Annotated in this window: 17 protein-coding genes and 1 pseudogene; 11 read left to right on the forward strand and 7 right to left on the reverse strand. The window is 69.1% G+C overall.

Annotated elements, in window-relative coordinates:
• The first annotated feature begins 98 nt into the window (after window positions 1-98).
• Window positions 99-599 (forward strand): rhodanese-like domain-containing protein, encoded by a 501-nt coding sequence (locus AB0395_RS11560; protein ID WP_366279444.1) that lies wholly within the window; start codon window positions 99-101, stop codon window positions 597-599.
• Between the two features lie 135 nt (window positions 600-734).
• Here AB0395_RS11560 and AB0395_RS11565 read toward each other — a convergent pair whose 3' ends face one another.
• Window positions 735-1,142, reverse strand: coding sequence for a VOC family protein (locus tag AB0395_RS11565; protein ID WP_366279445.1), 408 nt, complete (start codon window positions 1,140-1,142; stop codon window positions 735-737).
• 284 nt (window positions 1,143-1,426) lie between these two features.
• On the opposite strand from AB0395_RS11565, the gene AB0395_RS11570 reads away from it, so the two are divergent.
• Window positions 1,427-1,900, forward strand: coding sequence for a hypothetical protein (locus AB0395_RS11570; RefSeq protein WP_366279447.1), 474 nt, complete (start codon window positions 1,427-1,429; stop codon window positions 1,898-1,900).
• Between the two features lie 133 nt (window positions 1,901-2,033).
• Here AB0395_RS11570 and AB0395_RS11575 read toward each other — a convergent pair whose 3' ends face one another.
• Together AB0395_RS11575 and AB0395_RS11580 are read right to left on the reverse strand one after the other, a co-directional pair.
• Window positions 2,034-2,948, reverse strand: coding sequence for a MerR family transcriptional regulator (locus tag AB0395_RS11575; protein WP_366279450.1), 915 nt, complete (start codon window positions 2,946-2,948; stop codon window positions 2,034-2,036).
• Between the two features lie 332 nt (window positions 2,949-3,280).
• Complete coding sequence (locus AB0395_RS11580; protein WP_366279452.1) at window positions 3,281-3,664, reverse strand: hypothetical protein; 384 nt, start codon at window positions 3,662-3,664, stop codon at window positions 3,281-3,283.
• A gap of 436 nt (window positions 3,665-4,100) precedes the next feature.
• On the opposite strand from AB0395_RS11580, the gene AB0395_RS11585 reads away from it, so the two are divergent.
• On the forward strand, window positions 4,101-6,956 hold the full coding sequence (locus AB0395_RS11585) for a BTAD domain-containing putative transcriptional regulator (RefSeq protein ID WP_366279454.1): 2,856 nt from the start codon (window positions 4,101-4,103) through the stop codon (window positions 6,954-6,956).
• Window positions 6,957-7,089: 133 nt separating this feature from the next.
• Here AB0395_RS11585 and AB0395_RS11590 read toward each other — a convergent pair whose 3' ends face one another.
• Window positions 7,090-7,260 carry a MerR family DNA-binding transcriptional regulator gene (locus tag AB0395_RS11590; RefSeq protein ID WP_366279456.1) on the reverse strand — a complete coding sequence of 57 codons (171 nt, stop codon included), beginning with the start codon at window positions 7,258-7,260 and terminating at the stop codon, window positions 7,090-7,092.
• 216 nt (window positions 7,261-7,476) lie between these two features.
• Here AB0395_RS11590 and AB0395_RS11595 point away from each other — a divergent pair, with 216 nt between their 5' ends.
• Window positions 7,477-7,644: a hypothetical protein gene (locus AB0395_RS11595; RefSeq protein WP_366279458.1), complete on the forward strand. Its 168-nt coding sequence runs from the start codon at window positions 7,477-7,479 to the stop codon at window positions 7,642-7,644.
• Window positions 7,645-7,805: 161 nt separating this feature from the next.
• Here AB0395_RS11595 and AB0395_RS11600 read toward each other — a convergent pair whose 3' ends face one another.
• Genes AB0395_RS11600 through AB0395_RS11610 form a run of 3 tightly spaced genes read right to left on the reverse strand, consistent with a single transcriptional unit; the run spans window position 7,806 to window position 11,076 of the window.
• The gene (locus AB0395_RS11600; RefSeq protein ID WP_366279461.1) at window positions 7,806-9,113 is read right to left on the reverse strand and encodes an MmgE/PrpD family protein; all 1,308 of its coding nucleotides are present in this window, start codon (window positions 9,111-9,113) and stop codon (window positions 7,806-7,808) included.
• Complete coding sequence (locus tag AB0395_RS11605) at window positions 9,113-9,694, reverse strand: hypothetical protein (RefSeq protein WP_366279463.1); 582 nt, start codon at window positions 9,692-9,694, stop codon at window positions 9,113-9,115. Before AB0395_RS11605 ends, AB0395_RS11600 begins: the two co-directional genes overlap by 1 nt.
• Complete coding sequence (locus tag AB0395_RS11610; RefSeq protein WP_366279466.1) at window positions 9,691-11,076, reverse strand: FAD-dependent oxidoreductase; 1,386 nt, start codon at window positions 11,074-11,076, stop codon at window positions 9,691-9,693. The genes AB0395_RS11605 and AB0395_RS11610 overlap by 4 nt, the downstream gene beginning before the upstream one ends.
• 283 nt (window positions 11,077-11,359) lie before the next feature.
• Between AB0395_RS11610 and AB0395_RS11615 the strand changes: the two genes are divergently transcribed.
• The 7 genes and pseudogenes from AB0395_RS11615 to AB0395_RS11645 form a co-directional block, all read left to right on the forward strand.
• Window positions 11,360-12,325, forward strand: coding sequence for an ABC transporter permease (locus AB0395_RS11615; protein WP_366279469.1), 966 nt, complete (start codon window positions 11,360-11,362; stop codon window positions 12,323-12,325).
• 83 nt (window positions 12,326-12,408) lie between these two features.
• On the forward strand, window positions 12,409-13,572 hold the full coding sequence (locus AB0395_RS11620) for a sugar ABC transporter substrate-binding protein (RefSeq protein ID WP_366279471.1): 1,164 nt from the start codon (window positions 12,409-12,411) through the stop codon (window positions 13,570-13,572).
• Window positions 13,569-15,188, forward strand: coding sequence for a sugar ABC transporter ATP-binding protein (locus tag AB0395_RS11625; protein WP_366279473.1), 1,620 nt, complete (start codon window positions 13,569-13,571; stop codon window positions 15,186-15,188). The genes AB0395_RS11620 and AB0395_RS11625 overlap by 4 nt, the downstream gene beginning before the upstream one ends.
• Window positions 15,185-16,120, forward strand: a complete 936-nt coding sequence (locus AB0395_RS11630) for a polysaccharide deacetylase family protein (protein WP_366279476.1) — start codon at window positions 15,185-15,187, stop codon at window positions 16,118-16,120. The genes AB0395_RS11625 and AB0395_RS11630 overlap by 4 nt, the downstream gene beginning before the upstream one ends.
• A gap of 27 nt (window positions 16,121-16,147) precedes the next feature.
• Window positions 16,148-16,891 carry a glucose 1-dehydrogenase gene (locus AB0395_RS11635; protein ID WP_366279478.1) on the forward strand — a complete coding sequence of 248 codons (744 nt, stop codon included), beginning with the start codon at window positions 16,148-16,150 and terminating at the stop codon, window positions 16,889-16,891.
• Window positions 16,892-16,947: 56 nt separating this feature from the next.
• Window positions 16,948-17,610: an isochorismatase family cysteine hydrolase gene (locus tag AB0395_RS11640; protein WP_366279481.1), complete on the forward strand. Its 663-nt coding sequence runs from the start codon at window positions 16,948-16,950 to the stop codon at window positions 17,608-17,610.
• Window positions 17,611-17,849: 239 nt separating this feature from the next.
• Window positions 17,850-18,208 (forward strand): annotated as a pseudogene (locus AB0395_RS11645) (cyclohexanecarboxylate-CoA ligase); the annotation flags it as partial.

The following is an 18,208-nucleotide window of genomic DNA, read 5'->3' on the forward strand; positions in this document are numbered from 1 at the left end:
ATCCCCCGCCTGCAACGGCACCATTTCCTTCGTCGGCCTCGGCCGCGTTTCCTCCCGCTCCCGACCATGGAGCACGACCACGCCCGAAAGGCCCCGTCATGTCCGTCTCCCTCACGGCCTCCGCCACCCCCTCCCCGGCCCCTGGCGCCGTCACCACGGTTCCCGCCGCGGAGAACGCCGCCGCGCTCGCCCATTTCGCCGCCCGCCTGGCGTTCGAGACCGACGTCTCGGACGTGGCCGCCGACCTGGCCTCGGCAGCCGCAAACGTCATCGTGATCGACTCGCGCAGCACCCAGAGCTGGCAGCAGGGGCACATCGTGGGAGCCGTACACCTGCCGACCGCCGAGATCGCCGCCCGCGCGGCCGAGGTGGTCCCGGCGGGGGCGACCGTGGTGACCTACTGCTGGGGCCCCGGCTGCAACGGCGCGACCCGCGCCGCCCTGGAGTTCGCCAGGCTCGGCTACCCGGTCAAGGAGATGCTCGGCGGTTTCGAGTACTGGGCGCGGGAGGGTTTCCCCGTCGAGACCTCGGCCGGTGTCTCACGGCACGAGATCGACCCGCTGACCGCTCCGGTCTCCGGCATCTCCTGCGCCTGCTGACGCGCCCCGTCGCCCCGGGCGCCACCGCGCCACCGGCCTGCCCTCTGGCTCCCCCGCCTCGGGCACGGCCGCGCCCCGGTCCCGCGCGGCGCGGGCGGTCCGGTCGGATCGCCGAACGGCCAGGGCCCGCGGCGCTCAGGCCTCAGGCTCCTGGCCGTTCGGCGAGAAAAGATCGACGCCGTTGCCGTCAGGGTCGTGGACGACGGCGTATCGCTGCCCCCAGAACGCGTCCCAGGGCTCCTTGTGTCCCTCGTAGCCACGCGAGACGAACTCGTCGTAGGCGGCGTCGACCTCGGCGGGAGCACCGAACCTGAAGGCGAGGGAGATACGGGAGCCGCCGCTGGGCGGCTGCCAGAGCGGGTCGAACGTGTGGATCGTCTCCACCGTGTCCCAGACGAGGCGCAGCCCGCCGGGCAGCACCGCCTCGACGTGCGGCTCCCCGTCGGCCTCCGCTGGCAGGTCCAGGCCCAACAGACGGTAGAACGCCAGCGACCTGGGCATGTCCGCGACGACGATGCCGACGACGTCCAGTTGAGCTTGCATATCGGTTTTCTCTCCGATCGGCGGAAGTGCGGTCGATCTGCGGATCGAGTTCACACGGCTCAACCTAGTCAGGACGTCCGCCCGCGGTCTTGCAGGAATCGGACACTCCTCAGGCGGTTCTCCAGCGGGAGGGTGCCCGGCTGACCACACCCGGAATCCGTGCCCCAGAGTTCCAAATGGCGCTAATTCCCCCATTTAGGCCATGCCATAGCGGACGGGAAGGCAGGATGATCACCTTCGACGCCGCTCGATCGGCAAGTGGCATCCGATGAAGGGATGAATGCGTGATCACGTCGACGAAGACGGTCCTCCTCGCCGCGGCGCTGTCCGTCGGAGGGCTCATGGCGGTCCCGGCCCATGCCGCGGCCGCCTCGTACACCCCGGAGGGCGTCTGCGGCTCCGGGTTCGGCAAAGTGAGCGACGGCAGCCGCCCGGTGAAGACCTCCTCCGGCAAGGTCTGGGGCTACGTCTACCTGCTCTACAACCGCACCACCGGATACAACTGCGTGGCCACGATCAAGACGAGCTACACGGGAACGGCCACGTACACCGCCGCGACACTGCAGACCCAGACCAGGCGGATCCGCGACGAACCCCTTCACACCGCGTCGAAGAAGGACGCCGCTCCGTTCAAGTACTACGCGGGCCCCGTGAAGCTCTACGCGAAGGGCTTCTGCGTCAAGTACTGGGGGGTTGTGAAGTCGCCCTCCGGCGAGACCGCCACGGGCGGCCGGGGCTCCTGGGGCAACTGCGGGTGACTGTGAGTGACCATGGATGACTGTGGTCAACCGCGAGTAGCCGCGCGTGGCCACACGGGTGGCCTCGGTCGATCCGGCCGGGGCCACCCATGCCGTCCCCCGCTCAGGGGACCCGTTCCTGTTCCCCTGACGGTCAGGAGGCGGCTGTCGCCCTGAGGGCGGCGATCAGCCATTCGAAGGCGGGGACGCCCGAGGGGAACGGGGGGCGCCCGTTGATGACCCCCAGCAACCGCCAGTAACGCTCGACCCGGAGGTCGGTGAACGTCTCCAGCCGGTCGGCCAGCTCGGCCCGCCGCCCGGCCGGGGTCTCCGGCGCGACGATCAGGTCGAGGACGGCCCGGCCCTCGGCCGAGCCCGGCTCGATCCCCGCCTCGAGCGCCCGGCCCGCGTGTTCCATGATGAGCCGCTGGTCCGTCCCGAACTCGGGCGGGTCGGCGCTCTGGCCCGCGACCGCCATCTCCCGCACCCGCCGCTGGAAGTCCTCGTCACCGACGAGCTCGGCCAGCTCTATCCACGCGTCCACCTGCTCCGAGCTGGGGTCATCCGGCAGTTCCGCGTTCACCTGCCGCATGCCGCTCGCGATGCCCGTCGCGGGTCCAGAAAGGTCGAGTCCGGCGAACACGCGGTCGACGAAGTCGTCGATGATCTGCTGCCGCTCCTGGGCGGACAGCCTGGCAAGTTTGTGCATCAGCAGTGCCTCCTCCATCGTGCTGCCGCGCTTGGCGACCGTGCTGAGCACGGCGCGGCGCAGTCGCAGGGTACGGATCTCCGCGTCCAGCGCCGAGACGTGTGTCTCGGCCACCTGGGCGACGGTCGTAGCGCGGCACAGGATCTCCCTGACGACGTCGAGGCCGAACCCGAGTTCACGGAGGGTCCTGACGAGATCAAGCCGGGCGACCGCCTCCGCGTCGTAGAGGCGGTACCCGCCGCCGGACCGGTCGGCGGGCGGGACCACGCCGATGTCGGACCAGAAGCGGATCGTCCGCACCGGCAGCCCGGTACGGCGGGCGAGTTGCCCGATGGTGAAAAGCTCCATGCCTTCGCTCACAGGAACCACTGTGCGGTCTCCAGCCGCTGGAGACTCAAGTCCCGCCGGGAATCGCTCCGCCCGCGAATCGTGCCCGGCCGAGCCGGACCGGCACATCGGTGTGACCGTGGAACATGAAAACGCCCTCCTCCCTCGTCGTTCCCCGTCACGAAACCCGTGCTCCGTGACGGCTCACGCACCAGGAGACACAGGACGGCGGAGACCGGAAACACGAACGGGATGCCGGCTCCGCCGCCGGCACCCCGCCCTGACCTGGTATCTCACCCCCGAGGGGGTTCTCGCCGTTGATCACCCCGCTGTGGGAAGAACCCCCGGGGCGATCAACGGTGCCGTCACCACTGCGCCGGGCTGATGTTCTCGGCGATGACCCCGCCGCCACTGTTCCAGACCCGCACCCGGCTGTAGTACGTCTGGCCGCTGCTGTACCACTCGGACTGGGAGCCGAGCCAGCCGGTGTGGCAGCTGACGCTGGTGCTCCTGATGGTGGACAGGTTCCTGTCCACCAGGGCGACGGACACATGGTGACACCCGGACGGGATGCTGTTCAGGTAGCCGTCGGCGACCACGTTACCGCTGCTGACCACGCTGATGCAGGCCCGTACGGTCGCGCCGTTGCAACCGCCGCCGCCCGCCGCGTTGGCGGGGGTCGCGGTGAAGGTGGCCAGGGCGGCGCCCGTGGCGCCAAGGGTCACGAGTACGCGATACAGCTTCTTCACAGTTTCTCCTCAGTCAAAAACGGAGCGGTTCCAAGTGACGTGGACGTTCAAGCCGAAGGACGACCGGGGATCGGCGACCACCTGGAAGACGGCCCCGGTGCGGTCGACGACCTGGGTGACCCCGTTGCCTTTCACAACGGCTTTGCCACATCGATCACGCTAGGGAAGGAGGTCCTCGAACCGTCCTCGTCACGTCCTCACGCCCCGATCGCCGCCGTGCCCGGCATGAGACCGCGCATCCGTCGTGCCGTCGCCCTGACCACCGCCGTACTCGGTGTGAGGTCGCGAATACGTCCTGATCGCGGAGACCCATGGCGGGTCCTCGCCACGTACTCATCCACGCGAACGCTGATCACCTTGGCGCCCTACACTTGCGCCCGACGGGAAATGACGCACTTTGTGTGCATTCGATGGGCGGGGGCAACGCTCGTTGGCTATGGTCTGGTTTGGCATCCTGGGGCCGTTGGAGGTCAAGGTGAACGGCCGCCCGATCACACTGCACGGACCCCGGCAGGAGCGGGCACTGGCGGCGCTGCTCCTCAGCGCCGATCAGGTCGTCCCGATCGACCGGCTCGTCGACGTCGTCTGGGAGGAGCCTCCGGCCTCGGCGCGACGGCAGGTCCAGGACCTGGTCACACGGCTCCGGCGGACCCTGGTCGCCGCGGGCGCCGCCCCCGACCTCATCACCACCCGGCGAGCCGGTTACCTGTTACGGCCGGACGACGGCGGCCTGGACACCGGCACCTTCACCGGCCTGGTCACATCCGCGCGGGAAACCGTCCCCGTCGACGCCGCCGCGGCCGTCGCCGGATTTCGCGGGGCGTTGCTGCTGTGGCGAGGCAGGCCGCTGGCCGGCATCGACGGCCGGGCATTCGAGACAGCGGCGGAAACCTGGCAGGAGCGGCGGCTGGCCGTCGTGGAGGAGTGCCTGGCGCTGGAACTCTCACTGGGCCGCAACCGTGAGGTGGTCGCCGAGGCGATGGCGCTGGTCGAGCAGCACCCTTTCCGGGAGTCCCTGGTAGGGCTGCTGATGCGCGCGCTGCACGACGCGGGCAGGCTGGCCGACGCGCTGGAGGCCTACCGGGCGTTGCGCGGACGCCTGGCCGACGAGCTGGGACTCGATCCCTGCGCCGACCTGAACCGCCTGCACGACACGCTCCTGTCCTCGGAGCCGGAGGCCCGCGAGCCCCCCGAGCCTCATCCCCGTGACGTCTCCGCCCCCGTCACCGTCCGCGCATCGGCCGCCCCGGCGTCGCAGGCCAGACAGCCGGCGGCACTGCTGCCGCTGGACGTGTACGGCTTCGTGGGCCGTACCGCCGAACTGGAGCGGCTGGACGCCCTCCTGGACACGGCCGAGTACCAGCCGACCGCCGTGGTCGTCTCCGCCCTCTCGGGCACCGTGGGCGTGGGCAAGAGCACGCTGGCGGTGCACTGGGCACACCGGGTCCGCCACCGGTTCCCCGACGGGCAGCTGTATGTGAACCTGCGGGGGGTCGCCCAGGGCAGGGCGGCGACGCCGAGCGAGGCGGTGCGGGGGTTTCTGGACGCGCTCGGAGTGACCGCCGAGCAGATGCCGCGCACCCTGGAGGCCAAGGTCGGCCTGTATCGCAGCCTGCTCACCGACCGCCGGATCCTGGTCGTGCTGGACAACGCCCGCGACGCCGAGCAGGTCCGCCCGCTGCTTCCCGGCTCACCCAGCTGCCTGGTGGTGGTGACCAGCCGCAACCAGTTGCCCGGCCTCGTCGCCGCCGAGGGCGCGCACCCGCTGTGCCTGGACCTGCTGACGGACGCCGAGGCCCGCGAACTGCTGGCCCGTCGCCTGGGCGCCGCCCGGGTCGCCGCAGAGCCGGAGGCGGTCGAGGAGATCATCGCCCGGTGCGCGCGGCTGCCGCTGGCGCTGGCCGTCGTCGCCGCCCGCGCCGCCATCCATTCCGGCTTCCCGCTCGCGGCCCTCGCCAACGAGTTGCGCGAGGCGCGCGGTGGCCTGGACGCGTTCGACGAAGGGGATCCGGACACGCAGGTCAGGGCGGTGTTCTCCTGCTCCTATCACGCCCTCGGCCCCGGCGCGGCACGACTGTTCCGGCTGCTCGGCCTGCATCCGGGGCCCGACATCGCCCTGGCCGCCGCCGCGAGTCTCGCCGGGATGCCGGTGGCCCGGGTCCGCCCGCTGCTGGCCGAGCTGACCCGCGCCCACCTCCTCACCCAGCACGCCCCCGGCCGCTACACCTTCCACGACCTGCTCCGTGCCTACGCCACCGAGCTCGCCCACGGCCTCGACCCGGAGCCCGAGCACCGCACCGCTCTGCACCGCCTGTTCGACCACTACCTGCGCACCGCGCACACCGCCGCACTGCTGCTCAGCCCGCACCGGGCCCCTCTTTCCCCGCCACCGCCCCTGCCCGAGGTCGTCCCGGAGGAGATCTCCGACCTGGGGCAGGCGCTGTCCTGGTTCATCGCGGAGCGCACCGTCCTCCTCACCGTGATCCCCCAGGCCGCCGGCGCCGGATTCGACACCCACACCTGGCAGATCGCCTGGGCCCTCACCGACTTCCTCGACCGCCGGGGATGCTGGCTGAACCAGGCCGCCATCCACGAGAGCGCGCTGGCCGCCGCGCGCAGAGCGTGCGACCTGGCCGGGCAGGCCCATGTCCACCGCGACCTCGGCTGGGCCTACACCCGGCTTGACCGTCACGACGAGGCCGACGCCCATTTCCGGAGCGCCCTCCACCTGTACGGCCGGCTCGGCGACCACAGCGGCAAGGCCGACACACACGGCACCCTGTCCACGGCGTTCTCACAGCGGGGCCGTCACCAGGACTCACTCCATCACGCCCAGCAGGCCCTCGGGCTCTACGAGGCCGTAGGTCATCGGGCCGGACGGGCCCGGGCCCTCAACGCGGTCGGGCGGCACCACGCGCTGCTCGGCGACCACCACAGTGCCCTCACCTACTCCGCCCAGGCACTCCAGGTTCTCAACGAACTCGGTGACCGCCAGGGGCAGGCCGACGTGTGGGACTGCCTCGGCTACGCCCATCATCATCTCGGCCAGCATCGGCAGGCCATCACCTGCTACCGGCGCGCCCTCGGCCTGTTCCGCGAGGCAGGTCACCGCTACCACGAAGCCGGCACGCTCACCCGTCTCAGCGAGAGCCACGCCGCCGCCGGTGACCCCGACGCCGCCCACGAGGCCTGGCAGGAAGCGCTGTCCATCCTCGACACGTTCAGCCATCCCGGCGCCGACCAGGTCCGGACCAGACTCGAGTACGTCCAGCCGAGCCGGTCGCTCCGCTGAACCCCGTAGGCGCCGGGAAAGACGAACTTGCCGACGTAGGTCTCCAGCGGCACGCCGTACTGCAGGCCGATGGAGACGGCGACGGAGAAGGCGTCCATGACACCCGCGAGGGTCGAGCCCTGCTTGGACATCTTCAGGAAGACCTCGCCGAGACCGCCGCCGTGTCGTAGAGGCGGTAACCGCAACCGGACCGGCCCGCGGGCGGAACCACCCCGATGTCGGACCAGAAGCGGATCGTCCGCACCGGCAGCCCGGTAGGGCGGGCGAGCTGCCCGATGGTGAAAAGCTCCGTGCCTTCGCCCACAGGGACCACTGTGCGGTCTCCAGTCGCTGGAGACTCAAATCGCGCGGAGGAGAACTTCGCCGGAGAGACCCGCCTCGCCGCCCCCGACCGGCACACCGGTGTGACTGTGGAACATAAAAGTTCCTTCTCCGTCTGGCGTCGGCTGTCACAGACCATGTTCCCCATGACAGGGCTCTGTCTGTGGCGAAGCGCGCCACAACACCGGAAGGCGGACCGATGACCGGGAATCCAGCGGAGGAGGACCCCTACGGCCCCGGACGGGGACCGGGGGCCGTGCGGCTGTCGCAGGAGGCCCTCTTCCTGGAGCGGATGGTCGAGGACCGGCGCCTGGTGATCAGGCTGCGGGTGTCCCGCCTGTACGGGATAGTTCTGGACCTTCCCTGATCCGGGGACGGCGGGCGACGAGGGCTGGGGGCCGGAACGGCCGGCCCCCAGCCCTCGCGCGGGTGCTCACCACCGAGTTCCCGTGACCCCGGGGCAGCGCGCTCAGGGCTCGCGGCCCATCACCCCGTGTCACCCCGTGGTTTTCGGGGAGGTCGTTCGTCTCAGTCGCCGGCCAGGCCGAGCGGGCCCGTGAGCGAACGCACGGGCACGCCGGGATCCCGGGTCAGGAGATCGTGCTCCAGGCGTGCCGCTCGATCGGCCGTGATCGCCCGGGCCGCGTTCGATCGGAACTTCTCGACCAGGTCGCCGGAGGCCATGGCGCCGGCGGTCGCCGGGTCGAAGGAGGACTCGCGCTCCGCTCCGGAGCTGAGCCGGACCCTCACCCGAGCGGCGACCGGCCCGAGAGACCGATCGACCGACGTCGTCAGCCGGTCGGCGAGCCTGCGGGTCTCGAGGTCGGCACGGTTCAGGGGGTCGTCGAAGTCGGAGACGCCGAGGTGTCCGGTCGCCAGCGTATGGGCGACGCAGTAGGCCGTGCTGAACTTGGCCACCTGCGCGTCGCCCGCCACGGCCGGCTTCAGCGCGAGCTCCGCCGCGAGCGGTCCGATCGTCACGTGCACGGCCTCGATCTGCCCGCTGCCTCCGGCCTCCTCTCGAAGCTCCAGGGCCGAGCGAACGGCGCCGTGGATGAGATAGCAGCACGGGTACGGCTTCGGCACGACACCGTCTACGGCGTCGTCGCACCGATCGCCCCACCGCAGGAGCTGGAGCGCGTCGGCGCCCAGGAGCCTTCCGACGAGCCCGTTCGAGTCGGTGAACCCCTGTGGAGCCGTGATGTTCGACGCCGAGAGGAGCGCTGCCGTGGTCGCGTTACCGGCGCTCAGCCCGACCTGGATGGGCTTGGTGTCGGTCCCGAAGCTCGCCGTCAGACCCATCGCCGACGTCGCAGCCAGTTCCGCGGCCGTGGCGGCCTGCCGGGGGTCCTCGCCCAGCATCCAGCCACCGGCCGCGGCCGCGATCACCGAGCCGAGGACCGCGGTCGTGTGGTAGCCCGCGCCGTTGAGCAACGGGCCGATCCGCTGGCTGAAGGCGGTGAACCGGAGGCCAAGGGCGTACGCGCGGAGGAACCTCTCGAAGCTGAGGTCCTCTCGCTCCGCCAGCGCAAGGCAGACCGGCACCAGAACACTGGAGACATGAACGAGTGAGGCGCGGTGCGTATCGTCGAAGTCGAGCGCGTGGATCGCCGCCGCGTTCGCCGAGCTCGCCGCGATCGCGTCGCGTCGCCGGGCACCGATCACCTGCGCTTCTGCCGACGACGCGGAGGACAGGCCCCGCAGTGCGGTGGGGGCCGGGTGCGGGTGGCCGGCGAGTCCGGCCCCGAGCGCGTCCAGCACCAGCAGGCGCAACCGCGGTGTCTCGACATCGCCGGCAAGCGAGGTCGAGAACAGCGCGAACTGGTCCCTCAGCATCAAATCGGTTCGCTCCTGACTCGGCCGGGCCGGCTGATCGGACGGAAGATCGTCTCCCTGACCGCCTCCGTGAAAACCCGCTCCGGGGAGGCGGCGGACTCCGGCTGGACCGCCGAGATCCCAACATAGGCGAACGACCGGTCGAGACCCGAGTTCTCCCCCCACCACCACGAACCGCCCCCATGGTGTCGTGCCTCCTCCGCCGCTCGCGCGATGTCGGACGAGCTGTCGAACCAGGCGACGTGCAGGCGGGTGCTCTCGTCCGCCACCGGGACCGGCGGAAGCGGTTCGTGGAGAGGGCTGATGAGGTCGCGGGTCCAGTCAGTGATCTTGTCGGCCCAGCGGTCGAAGCCCCAGGTGCTCACGTACTCGGGAGTCGAGAGGGCCTCCGGTGAGTCGAGGAGCCAGACGGCGAGATAGTTCACCTCGACGTCCAGGGCACAGGCCTTGAAGCGCTGCACGTTGCCGAACAGGGGAAGGGCCAGCATCTGCGCCATCTTCGGGCCGTTGTACCAGTCGTTCCACTCTTGCTCGAGCTCGGGGCTGCGGAAGTTGCAGCCGACGGCGTAGACGGTGCTCACGATTCCTCCTTGGCGACAACGGTGTCACGGTCCAGGTCCGCGGAGATCGACGCGCCGGCGCGGAAGCCGAACACGAGCGCGACGGCAAGCCCGCCGACGTATCCGCCGCGGGGGCCTCCCTGGATCCCGCCTGTGCAACTTCCCGCCGCGTAGAGACCTCGCAGCGGTGCGCCGGACGGGTCCAGGACCCGCGCCGACTCGTCGGTGGCGATGCCACCCATCGTGAAGGTGATCCCGGGCACGACGCGAAGGGAGTGCAGCCGACCGGCGATCTTCGGCTTTGCCGGGCTCTGGTTGTGGGCCGCGATGGCCGACCGCAGCTCCGCAGCGTCCATTCCGCCGGCCGCGGCCAGGTCGTCGGCATTTTCCGCCTGCAGGTGCGGGCCCCCTCGATCGACCAGATCGGGGTTGGGTACGGGCGTTCCGTAGGGATCATCGGTTCCGGCCGTGTTCCACAGGGTGTCGTCGAAGATCACACTCAGGCCACGCGGATCCTCGTGCCGGACCAGCTCGTTGACGAGCTGGACCCCGTTGTCGGCCGGGGTGGCCACCCGGCGGCCACGCCGATCGACGAGCAGACCCTTGAGGCACAGCTTGTCGACCGGCGGATACGGCCAGAGCAGGTCGTTCTCGAAGGCCCCCGAGGAGACCATGTGTCCGTAGACCCGCCCCAGGCCGACCGCGCCCGCGCCGTTCTCGAGTGCCAGACGGATGCCGGTACCGGTCGACGCGGTGGACGCGCGCAGGAACGCGCGCTCGGCCGAGGACCCGACGTACCTGGTCAGCAGCTCCGCGTTGTTCTGGAACCCGCCGTCCGCGATCAGTACGGCCTGGGCGGGGAAGTCCCGCCGCGTCCCGGCGACGTTCGCGCCGACGGTCCAGCCCTTGTCCGAGCGCCGTAGCTCGTTGACGACCGCCGAGGGCACGATGGCGACCCCCCGCTCGCCTGCGATCTGGTAGAGCAGCCGCATGGCCTGGTCGGGGCCTCGCTCCTCGACGTGCCGCGACCCGATGCCGATGGGGGTGTGCGGGTAGATGGCCTGCTTCATGTACGGAACGTCGGCCGCCTTCGGCCTGATGTCGACCCCCTGCAGCCTGAACCACTCCAGCGCCTCCAGGGAGGTGTCGGCCAGGGCGCGTGCGAGCGCCGGATCGGCCTCGCCGTCGGTCTCACTCGTGATGGCCTGAAGCAGGACCTCCGGGTCGTCGTCCATGGGGCGCCAGGCGACGTGGAGCAGCCCGCCGCTGAGTCGCGCACTCCCGTCTCCACCCTCCGTCGCACCTCGTTCGAGGACGGTGACCGAAGCCCCGGTCTCGGCGGCCCGCAGGGCGGCTACGAGCCCGGCGAGGCCGCCTCCTACCACAACCAGACGACGTCCCATCAATCCACACCTCTCCTGTCAGGCGGCGACCGGCCGCGGTTGCGAACCTAGTACACCAAGGATACAACTGTCCAACATTAGCCAAAAGGTGTGAAGGTGGGTGGCGCGCCGGAGCGCGGCTTTACAGGCGCGGCACGTGTGAGCCAGCCGGGAAGTGCACGGAAGGTGGGCCGCCCGATCCCTTGACAGCCATAGCCGAAGTGGCCATTGTTCAACATTAACGCGGCCGTCTCGACGCTCCAAAGTAGCTCGCCATACGGTCGTTCATGGAGGAGGAAAGAAGATGGAGACCCGACGTTCGACGCGTGAGGCGTCCTTCGCCTTCGCCGGGCGCTACGGCGTTGTCATGGCGTGGCTGGTACTGATCGTCTTCTTCGGCATCCTTCTGGGCCCGTCCTTCCTGGCGGTCAGCACCTTTCAGACGATCTTCGGTACGCAGGCGGTGCTGCTCATCCTGTCGCTGGGACTGATGGTCACGCTCGTGGCCGGAGAATTCGACCTCTCGATCACCGGCGCCATGAGCATCTCGGTGATGGTCGTAGGCGTCCTCAACGTGCTTCATGGCTGGCCGATCTGGCTCGCGGCCCTGGCGGCACTCGCGTCGGGGGTCGCCATCGGCACGATCAACGCGCTCCTGGTCGTACGGCTGGGGATCAACTCCATCGTGGTGACCCTGGGGGCCGGCACGTTCTGGTCCGGAGTCGGACACGGCCTGTACGAGACGACGATCCCCGGGGTCGACACCCGCCTGAGCACGGTGGTGAACACCCGCCTCCTGGGGCTTCCGCTCGGCTTCTACTACGCCGTGGCCGTCACCGTCGCGCTCTGGTACGTCGTGGCCCTGACCCCTCTCGGACGGTACCTGCACTTCGTCGGCGCCAACCGAACCGTGTCGCAGCTGTCGGGCATTCGGGTGGATCTCATCCGCGGGGGGTCCCTGGTCGTCTCGGCCACTCTTGCGGCGATCGCAGGCATCGTGCTCGTCGGAATGCTGGGCGCCTCGACGCCGAGTGCCTCCTCGGCCTATCTCCTGCCCGCGTTCGCCGCCGTGTTCCTCGGGACGACGACGATTCAGGTGGGGAAGTTCAATCCCTGGGGGACGTTCGTCGCCGTCTATTTCCTCATCACCGGCATCACCGGACTGCAGTTGTACGGCTTCTCGGGGTGGGTGGTCGACGTGTTCTACGGCGGCTCACTGGTCGCCGCGGTCGCGCTGTCCCGGATCTTCGCCCGGAAGAGCACCGCATAGGGGGCACTCGGCAGTGCAGGCGTTCTGCCGCCGCAGGCCTCGCACCCCCAGCGGAGAAGAAAAGAAAGAAAAGGAAGAGATTGATGGAATCGAAGATGACACCGTTGCGTCGGGCGGTCCGTTCACCACTGGTCGTCTGCGCCCCCCTGGTCGCCTCCATGCTGCTCGCGGGCTGCGGATCAAGCAGTGAACCGAAGAGTTCGGGGCCGACCAACGACAAGTGCGTCTCGACGGCCAAAGTGCAGGTGGAGGCGGCCAAGGCGCCCGTGAGGTTCACCTTCGACGGTCCTGCGTTCGACGCCTCGGCGGCGCGGGGCAAGACCGTCCACTGGATCGCCACCACGGGTGACCTCCCGTTCACCAAGGCCGTGTTCGGAGGCTTCGAGGCCGCGGCCAGGGAGGCCGGCCTCAAGGTGATCTTCTTCGACGGACGCGGGCAGACGTCGGAGCAGCTCCGCGGCGTTCAGCAGGCGGTCGCGGCCAAGGCCGACCTCATCGTCCTGCAGTCGATTCCGGTGGCGCTCATGGGCGCGGGGGTCGACGCGGCCAAGCAGGCCGGCATCCCGATCGTCGAGGCGTTCAACGCCGACTCGGCCGCGCCCACCAGCCCGGGCGCGACCGCCTCGGTGTCCTTCGCGTACTCCCAGGTGGGCAGGCTGCTCGCCGCGAGCGTGGCGGTCGGTTCGGGATGCAACGCCACGTCGCTGGCCATCAACTCGAGCGACGTGCCCGTGTCCGTGCCGGAGATGGACGGGGTCAAGGCGGGATTCCAGGAGCTCTGCCCCGACACGTGCAAGCTGGAGGTCCGCGATGCCCTGATCGCCGACTGGTCGACCAAGGTCGGTCCCCTGACGCAGAACGCGGTCGCCAACCAGAACGTCAACTGGCTGATTCCGGTGTACGACGGCATGGTCCAGTTCGTCACTCCCGCGGTGCGGCAGGCGAACGCGGCCGGAAGGGTCAAGATCGCGAGCTTCAACGCCTCTCCGGGAATCGTCGACGACCTGAAGACCGCCGACAGCCCGTTCACCGTCGACATCGGCGCGCCGCTCGGCTGGACCGGCTGGGCCATCGCGGACCAGAGCCTTCGGATCCTCGCGCGGGCGACTCCGGTCGGTGACGAGAAGATTCCGCTTCGGATCTTCGATCAGGGGAACGCAAAGGACATCGACTTCAAGGGGGCGGAGTCCGACATGTACGGCGGAAGCTACCAGAACGAGTACAAGAAGCTGTGGGGTCTGGAATGACCGCAGAGGGTCTCCTGGCCGACGGCCCGGAGACCTTCGGCCCGCGGCCACCGGCGCTGGTGGCATCGAGGATCACGAAGAGCTTCTCGGGCCAGACGGTGCTGAAGGGCGTCGACCTCGACGTCCAGGCAGGCGAGGTGCACGGCCTGGTCGGCGAGAACGGATCCGGTAAGTCGACCTTCATCAAGGTGCTGGCCGGCTACCACGCGCCGGACGATCTCCCGGGAACCGCAATCACCGTCCACGGCGAGTCCATGTCGCTCCCCCTGGATCCGGACCAGCAGAGGCGACGCGGCGTCGTCTTCGTCCACCAGGACCTGGGACTGGTCGAGAGCGCGACCGTCACCGAGAACATCCGCCTTCGCACGCGGAGGGTCCGGTTCGGGTGGCGGGTCTCCTGGCGAGAGGAGAACCGGCATGTGGCCGCCCTGCTGGAGCAGTGCGGCCTCCGGGTGGAGCCTACGCGGCTGGTCGGCGAGCTCAGCCAGGTACAGCGGGCCCAGGTGGCGATCGCCCGCGCGGTCGATCAGCTCGCCGACGCCACGCGCGGCCTGCTCGTCCTCGACGAGCCGACCGCCTCTCTGCCCCGCGACGGCGTCGAGCAGCTCTTCGCCACGGTGAAGCGGGTCGCGGCCAACGGCGTGGGGGTCCTCCTGGTCACCCATCGGCTGGAGGAGCTTCTCGAGAACACTCAGCGGGTCACGGTCCTCCGCAACGGCGGCAAGGTCGCCTGTGAGGCGACGGAGTCACTCGACGAGGCCAGGCTGACCGAGCTGATCCTCGGACAACCGCTCGGCGAGTTCTATCCGCCTCCCCACGAACCGCAGGAGGCGGTGATCGCCGAGTTCGCCGACGTGCAGGGCCGGGACGTGCGCCCGACGTCGTTCACGGTCCGCCGCGGCGAGGTGGTCGGCGTCACGGGGCTCATCGGCATGGGCTGGGACGAGCTGCCGTACCTGTTGTTCGGCGCCAAGCACGCCACCGGTGGCACGATCCGCACCGCGGCGGGCGAGCAGGTGAGGCTCCAGAGCCTGAGCCCGAGGCGGGCCATGAAGATGGGCTTCGCACTGCTGCCCGGAGATCGATTGGCCGAGGCGTCGGTTCAGTCGGCGAGCGTGCGGGAGAACCTGAGCATCGCGACGATCGGCAGGTACTTCACGCGGGGCGTGGTCCGGCGGAAGCTCGAACGCGCACGGGTGAAGAGCCTCCTGCACGAGTACGACGTCAGGCCGCACGGGACCGAGCGGGCACTGTCGACACTCAGTGGCGGAAACCAGCAGAAGGTACTGATCGCGAAGTGGTTCGAGACCGGACCGAGTCTGCTCCTGCTCCACGAGCCGACCCAGGGGGTCGACGTCGGCGCACAGTCACAGATCTACCAGCGGATTCGCGACGCGGCGCAGAAGGGGCTCGGCGTCGTTCTCGCGTCAGCGGAGTACGAGCACCTGCCGCACATCTGCGATCGGGTGCTCGTGTTCCGGGAGGGCAAGGTTGTCAGTGAGCTCTCGGGCCAGGCGATGAACCGTTCGCGCATCGCGGCGGACAGCCTGCGCCCGTCGACCGAGGTGAACGGGAACGGTCCCGGTTCCTCCGTACGGATAGGAGTAAAGAAGTGACCGACGCAGAAGCAGGGACGGATGTGACCCGGCCCCGGGACCTGATCGGGTACGGCCGTCACCTACCCCAGGTGCGCTGGCCGAACGGCGCGAAGGTCGCGGTCAACTTCGTCATCAACTACGAAGAGGGCTCAGAGCACTACGAACGCCTGGGAGACCGGAGCACGGACCGGATGGCGGAGCTGAACTGGTACCTGCCCTCGCCCCACCGGGACTTCGCGATGGAGGCGGTGTACGAGTACGGGAGCCGCGCGGGAATCTGGCGCCTCCTCAACCTCTTCGGTGACTACTCGGTCCCCGTCACGTTCTTCGCGACCGGCATGGCCCTGGAGTTGAACCGCGAGGTCGCGGCCGCCATCGGGGAGCTCGGCCACGAGCCGTGCTCCCACGGATACCGGTGGAGCGAGCCGTGGCACATGTCGCGCGAGGAGGAGGCCGAGCAGATCCAGCGCGCGATCGAATCGATTCGCGAGACGACCGGCACGCGCCCCGTGGGCTGGTACTGGCGCTACAGCTCGACCCCGTGGACTCGCGAGCTGCTGGTCGACGACGGCGGGTTCCTGTACGACTCGGAGACCTACAACGACGATCTTCCGTACTTCACCAACGTCTCGGGCCGCCGCCACCTGGTCATCCCGTACACGCAGACGTACAACGACACGCGGTTCGCCGTCGCAGAGGGGGGCTTCGGCTCGCCCACCGACTTCTTCGACTACATGCGCCGAGGTCTGGACGAGCTGCATCGCGAAGGGGAGGCGGGCTTCCCCAAGATGATGACGATCGGACTCCACGCGCGGCTGGCCGGTCAGGCGGGCCGGGCGAACGCGGTGCGCGAGTTCATCGAGTACGCGCTCGGCAAGGGCGACGTGTGGTTCGCGCGTCGCGACTCCATTGCCACCTGGTGGATCGACCACAGCGCCGAGTGGCTGTAGCCGCGGCTGAGACAGGGGCGGACGAGAGTGAGCAGGCTCTTGAACAAGACCGCCGTCGTGACAGGAGCCGCCCGGGGAATGGGAGCGGCGATCGTCCGGCGATTCGTGCAAGAGGGCGCTGCGGTCGTCGCCACCGACGTCGGCGACTGGACGGCCGAGGTCGACGGTGAGCTCGCCGGTAGCGGCAGGGTGACGTTCGTGAGCGCCGACGTCACCTCCCCCGGCGACTGGGAGCGGGTTGTCGGTCAGGCGGAGGACGCCCACGGTTCGGTCGATGTCCTGGTCAACAATGCCGGCATCCTCGGGTCGGGCAAAAAGGTGCACGAAGAGGACATCCCTGGCTGGGACCAGGTTATGGACGTGAATCTCAAGGGGGTCTTCCTGGGAATGCGGGCCGTTCTGCCGGGGATGCTGCGTGCCGGCGGCGGCTCGATCGTGAACACCTCGTCGATGTGGGGCCTGGTAGCGGCTCACGACTTCGCGGCGTACCACGCGAGCAAGGGGGCGGTGAGCCTGCTGACCAAGAATGCCGCGGTCACCTACGCGGACCGCGGCGTCCGGGTGAATTCCGTGCATCCAGGCATGATCGACACTCCCATGAACGCGACCATGCCGCAGGACGCCGCGAAGTGGATCCTGGACAGGATTCCCCTCGCTCGCGCCGGCCGACCCGCCGAAATCGCGGAGGCGGTCCTGTTCCTCGCATCCGACGAGTCTTCCTATGTGACCGGGGTCAGCCTGCCCGTGGACGGCGGCTTTGTGGCCATGTGAATCGTTGCCGTCGTAAGAGCGCGACGGATGATCCGAGCAAGAAGGGGAGTGACGGGATGAAGGAACTGCACGGCAAGCAGGTCTTCGACCGTTTGGACGAAGTACTGGATCCGGTTCATTGCGCGATCTTGAGCATCGACATGCAGAACGATTTCCTGCACCCGGCGGGAAAGGTCGCGGAGGCCGGCAAGGACGTGTCCGCGATGGGCGACCTCGTGACGTCGTGGAGGCGATTCATCGCTCGTGCGCGTGAGCTCGAGGTTCCGGTGTACCACGTGCGGCTTGTCGATCTGCCTCTCGGCGCCAGCGACTCACCGGCCTGGCTCCGCTCCAAGTATCTGATCGCCAACGTCGACGAGTTCGTCGTCGAGGGCACGTGGGGTGCGGAGTTCTACGATGGGTGCGGTCCGCTCGACGCCGAGCGGGTGGTGACCAAGCATCGTTCGAGTGCGTTCACCGGTACCGATCTGGACATGCTGCTGAGATCCAACGGGGTGAAGACCGTCGTCGTCGTGGGCGAGCAGACGCCGGGATGTGTCGAGGCGACCCTTCGCGACGCCTCCTACCACGACTACTACAACGTGCTGGTCGAGGACTGTGTGGCCGCGCATGACCGCCGCCTTCACGAGCTGACGATGGAGGTGCTCAAGGCCCGCCACGACGTCGTGCCCGCGGAGGAGATCGTCCGCATCTGGGCCCGGGCACGGGCGGCCGCTTGAGGGGCTGCCGCCCGCGTCGGCGGTGCCGTCGGGCCGCGGTCGATCACAACGCTCCCTCATGCATAAAAGCCGACATTATAGGAATCATCCTGGTAGAGGCATCTGCGAACACCAGAAATCCCACACAAATCTGCACTCTGGTTGATATCAAGATGAATGTCCGACATTATCCTTCCATGCTGGAGATGGAAAGACGTCCCCGACCCTCAGGCCCCCTGACGGGGACCGTGGTCGCAGACATGACGACTTCCTACGCCGGCCCCACGGCTTCCATCGGATACTTCGACTCGCGGGCGGCGACGAATGAGGCGTACGTCGATCGCGTGTGGTTCCGGACCGGTGATCGTGCCGGCGTCGACGAACGTGGCTGGCTCTCGCTGAGCGGCAGGACGAAGGACATCGTCATTCGCGGCGGCGAGAACATCCCGGTGACGGAGATCGAATCCATCGTCTTCGAGCACCCGGACGTGCTGAGTGCGGCCCTCGTCGGAATCAGCGACGAACGCCTGGGGGAGCGCCTTTGCGCGGTCCTGGTGATGCGACCGGGTGTCGAGGATCTGTCGGTGGAGGGCCTCGCCGCCTTCCTGCTCGCCCGGGG

Source organism: Streptosporangium sp. NPDC051023 (assembly GCF_040689595.1).
In the GTDB taxonomy this organism is placed as follows: Bacteria; Actinomycetota; Actinomycetes; order Streptosporangiales; family Streptosporangiaceae; genus Streptosporangium.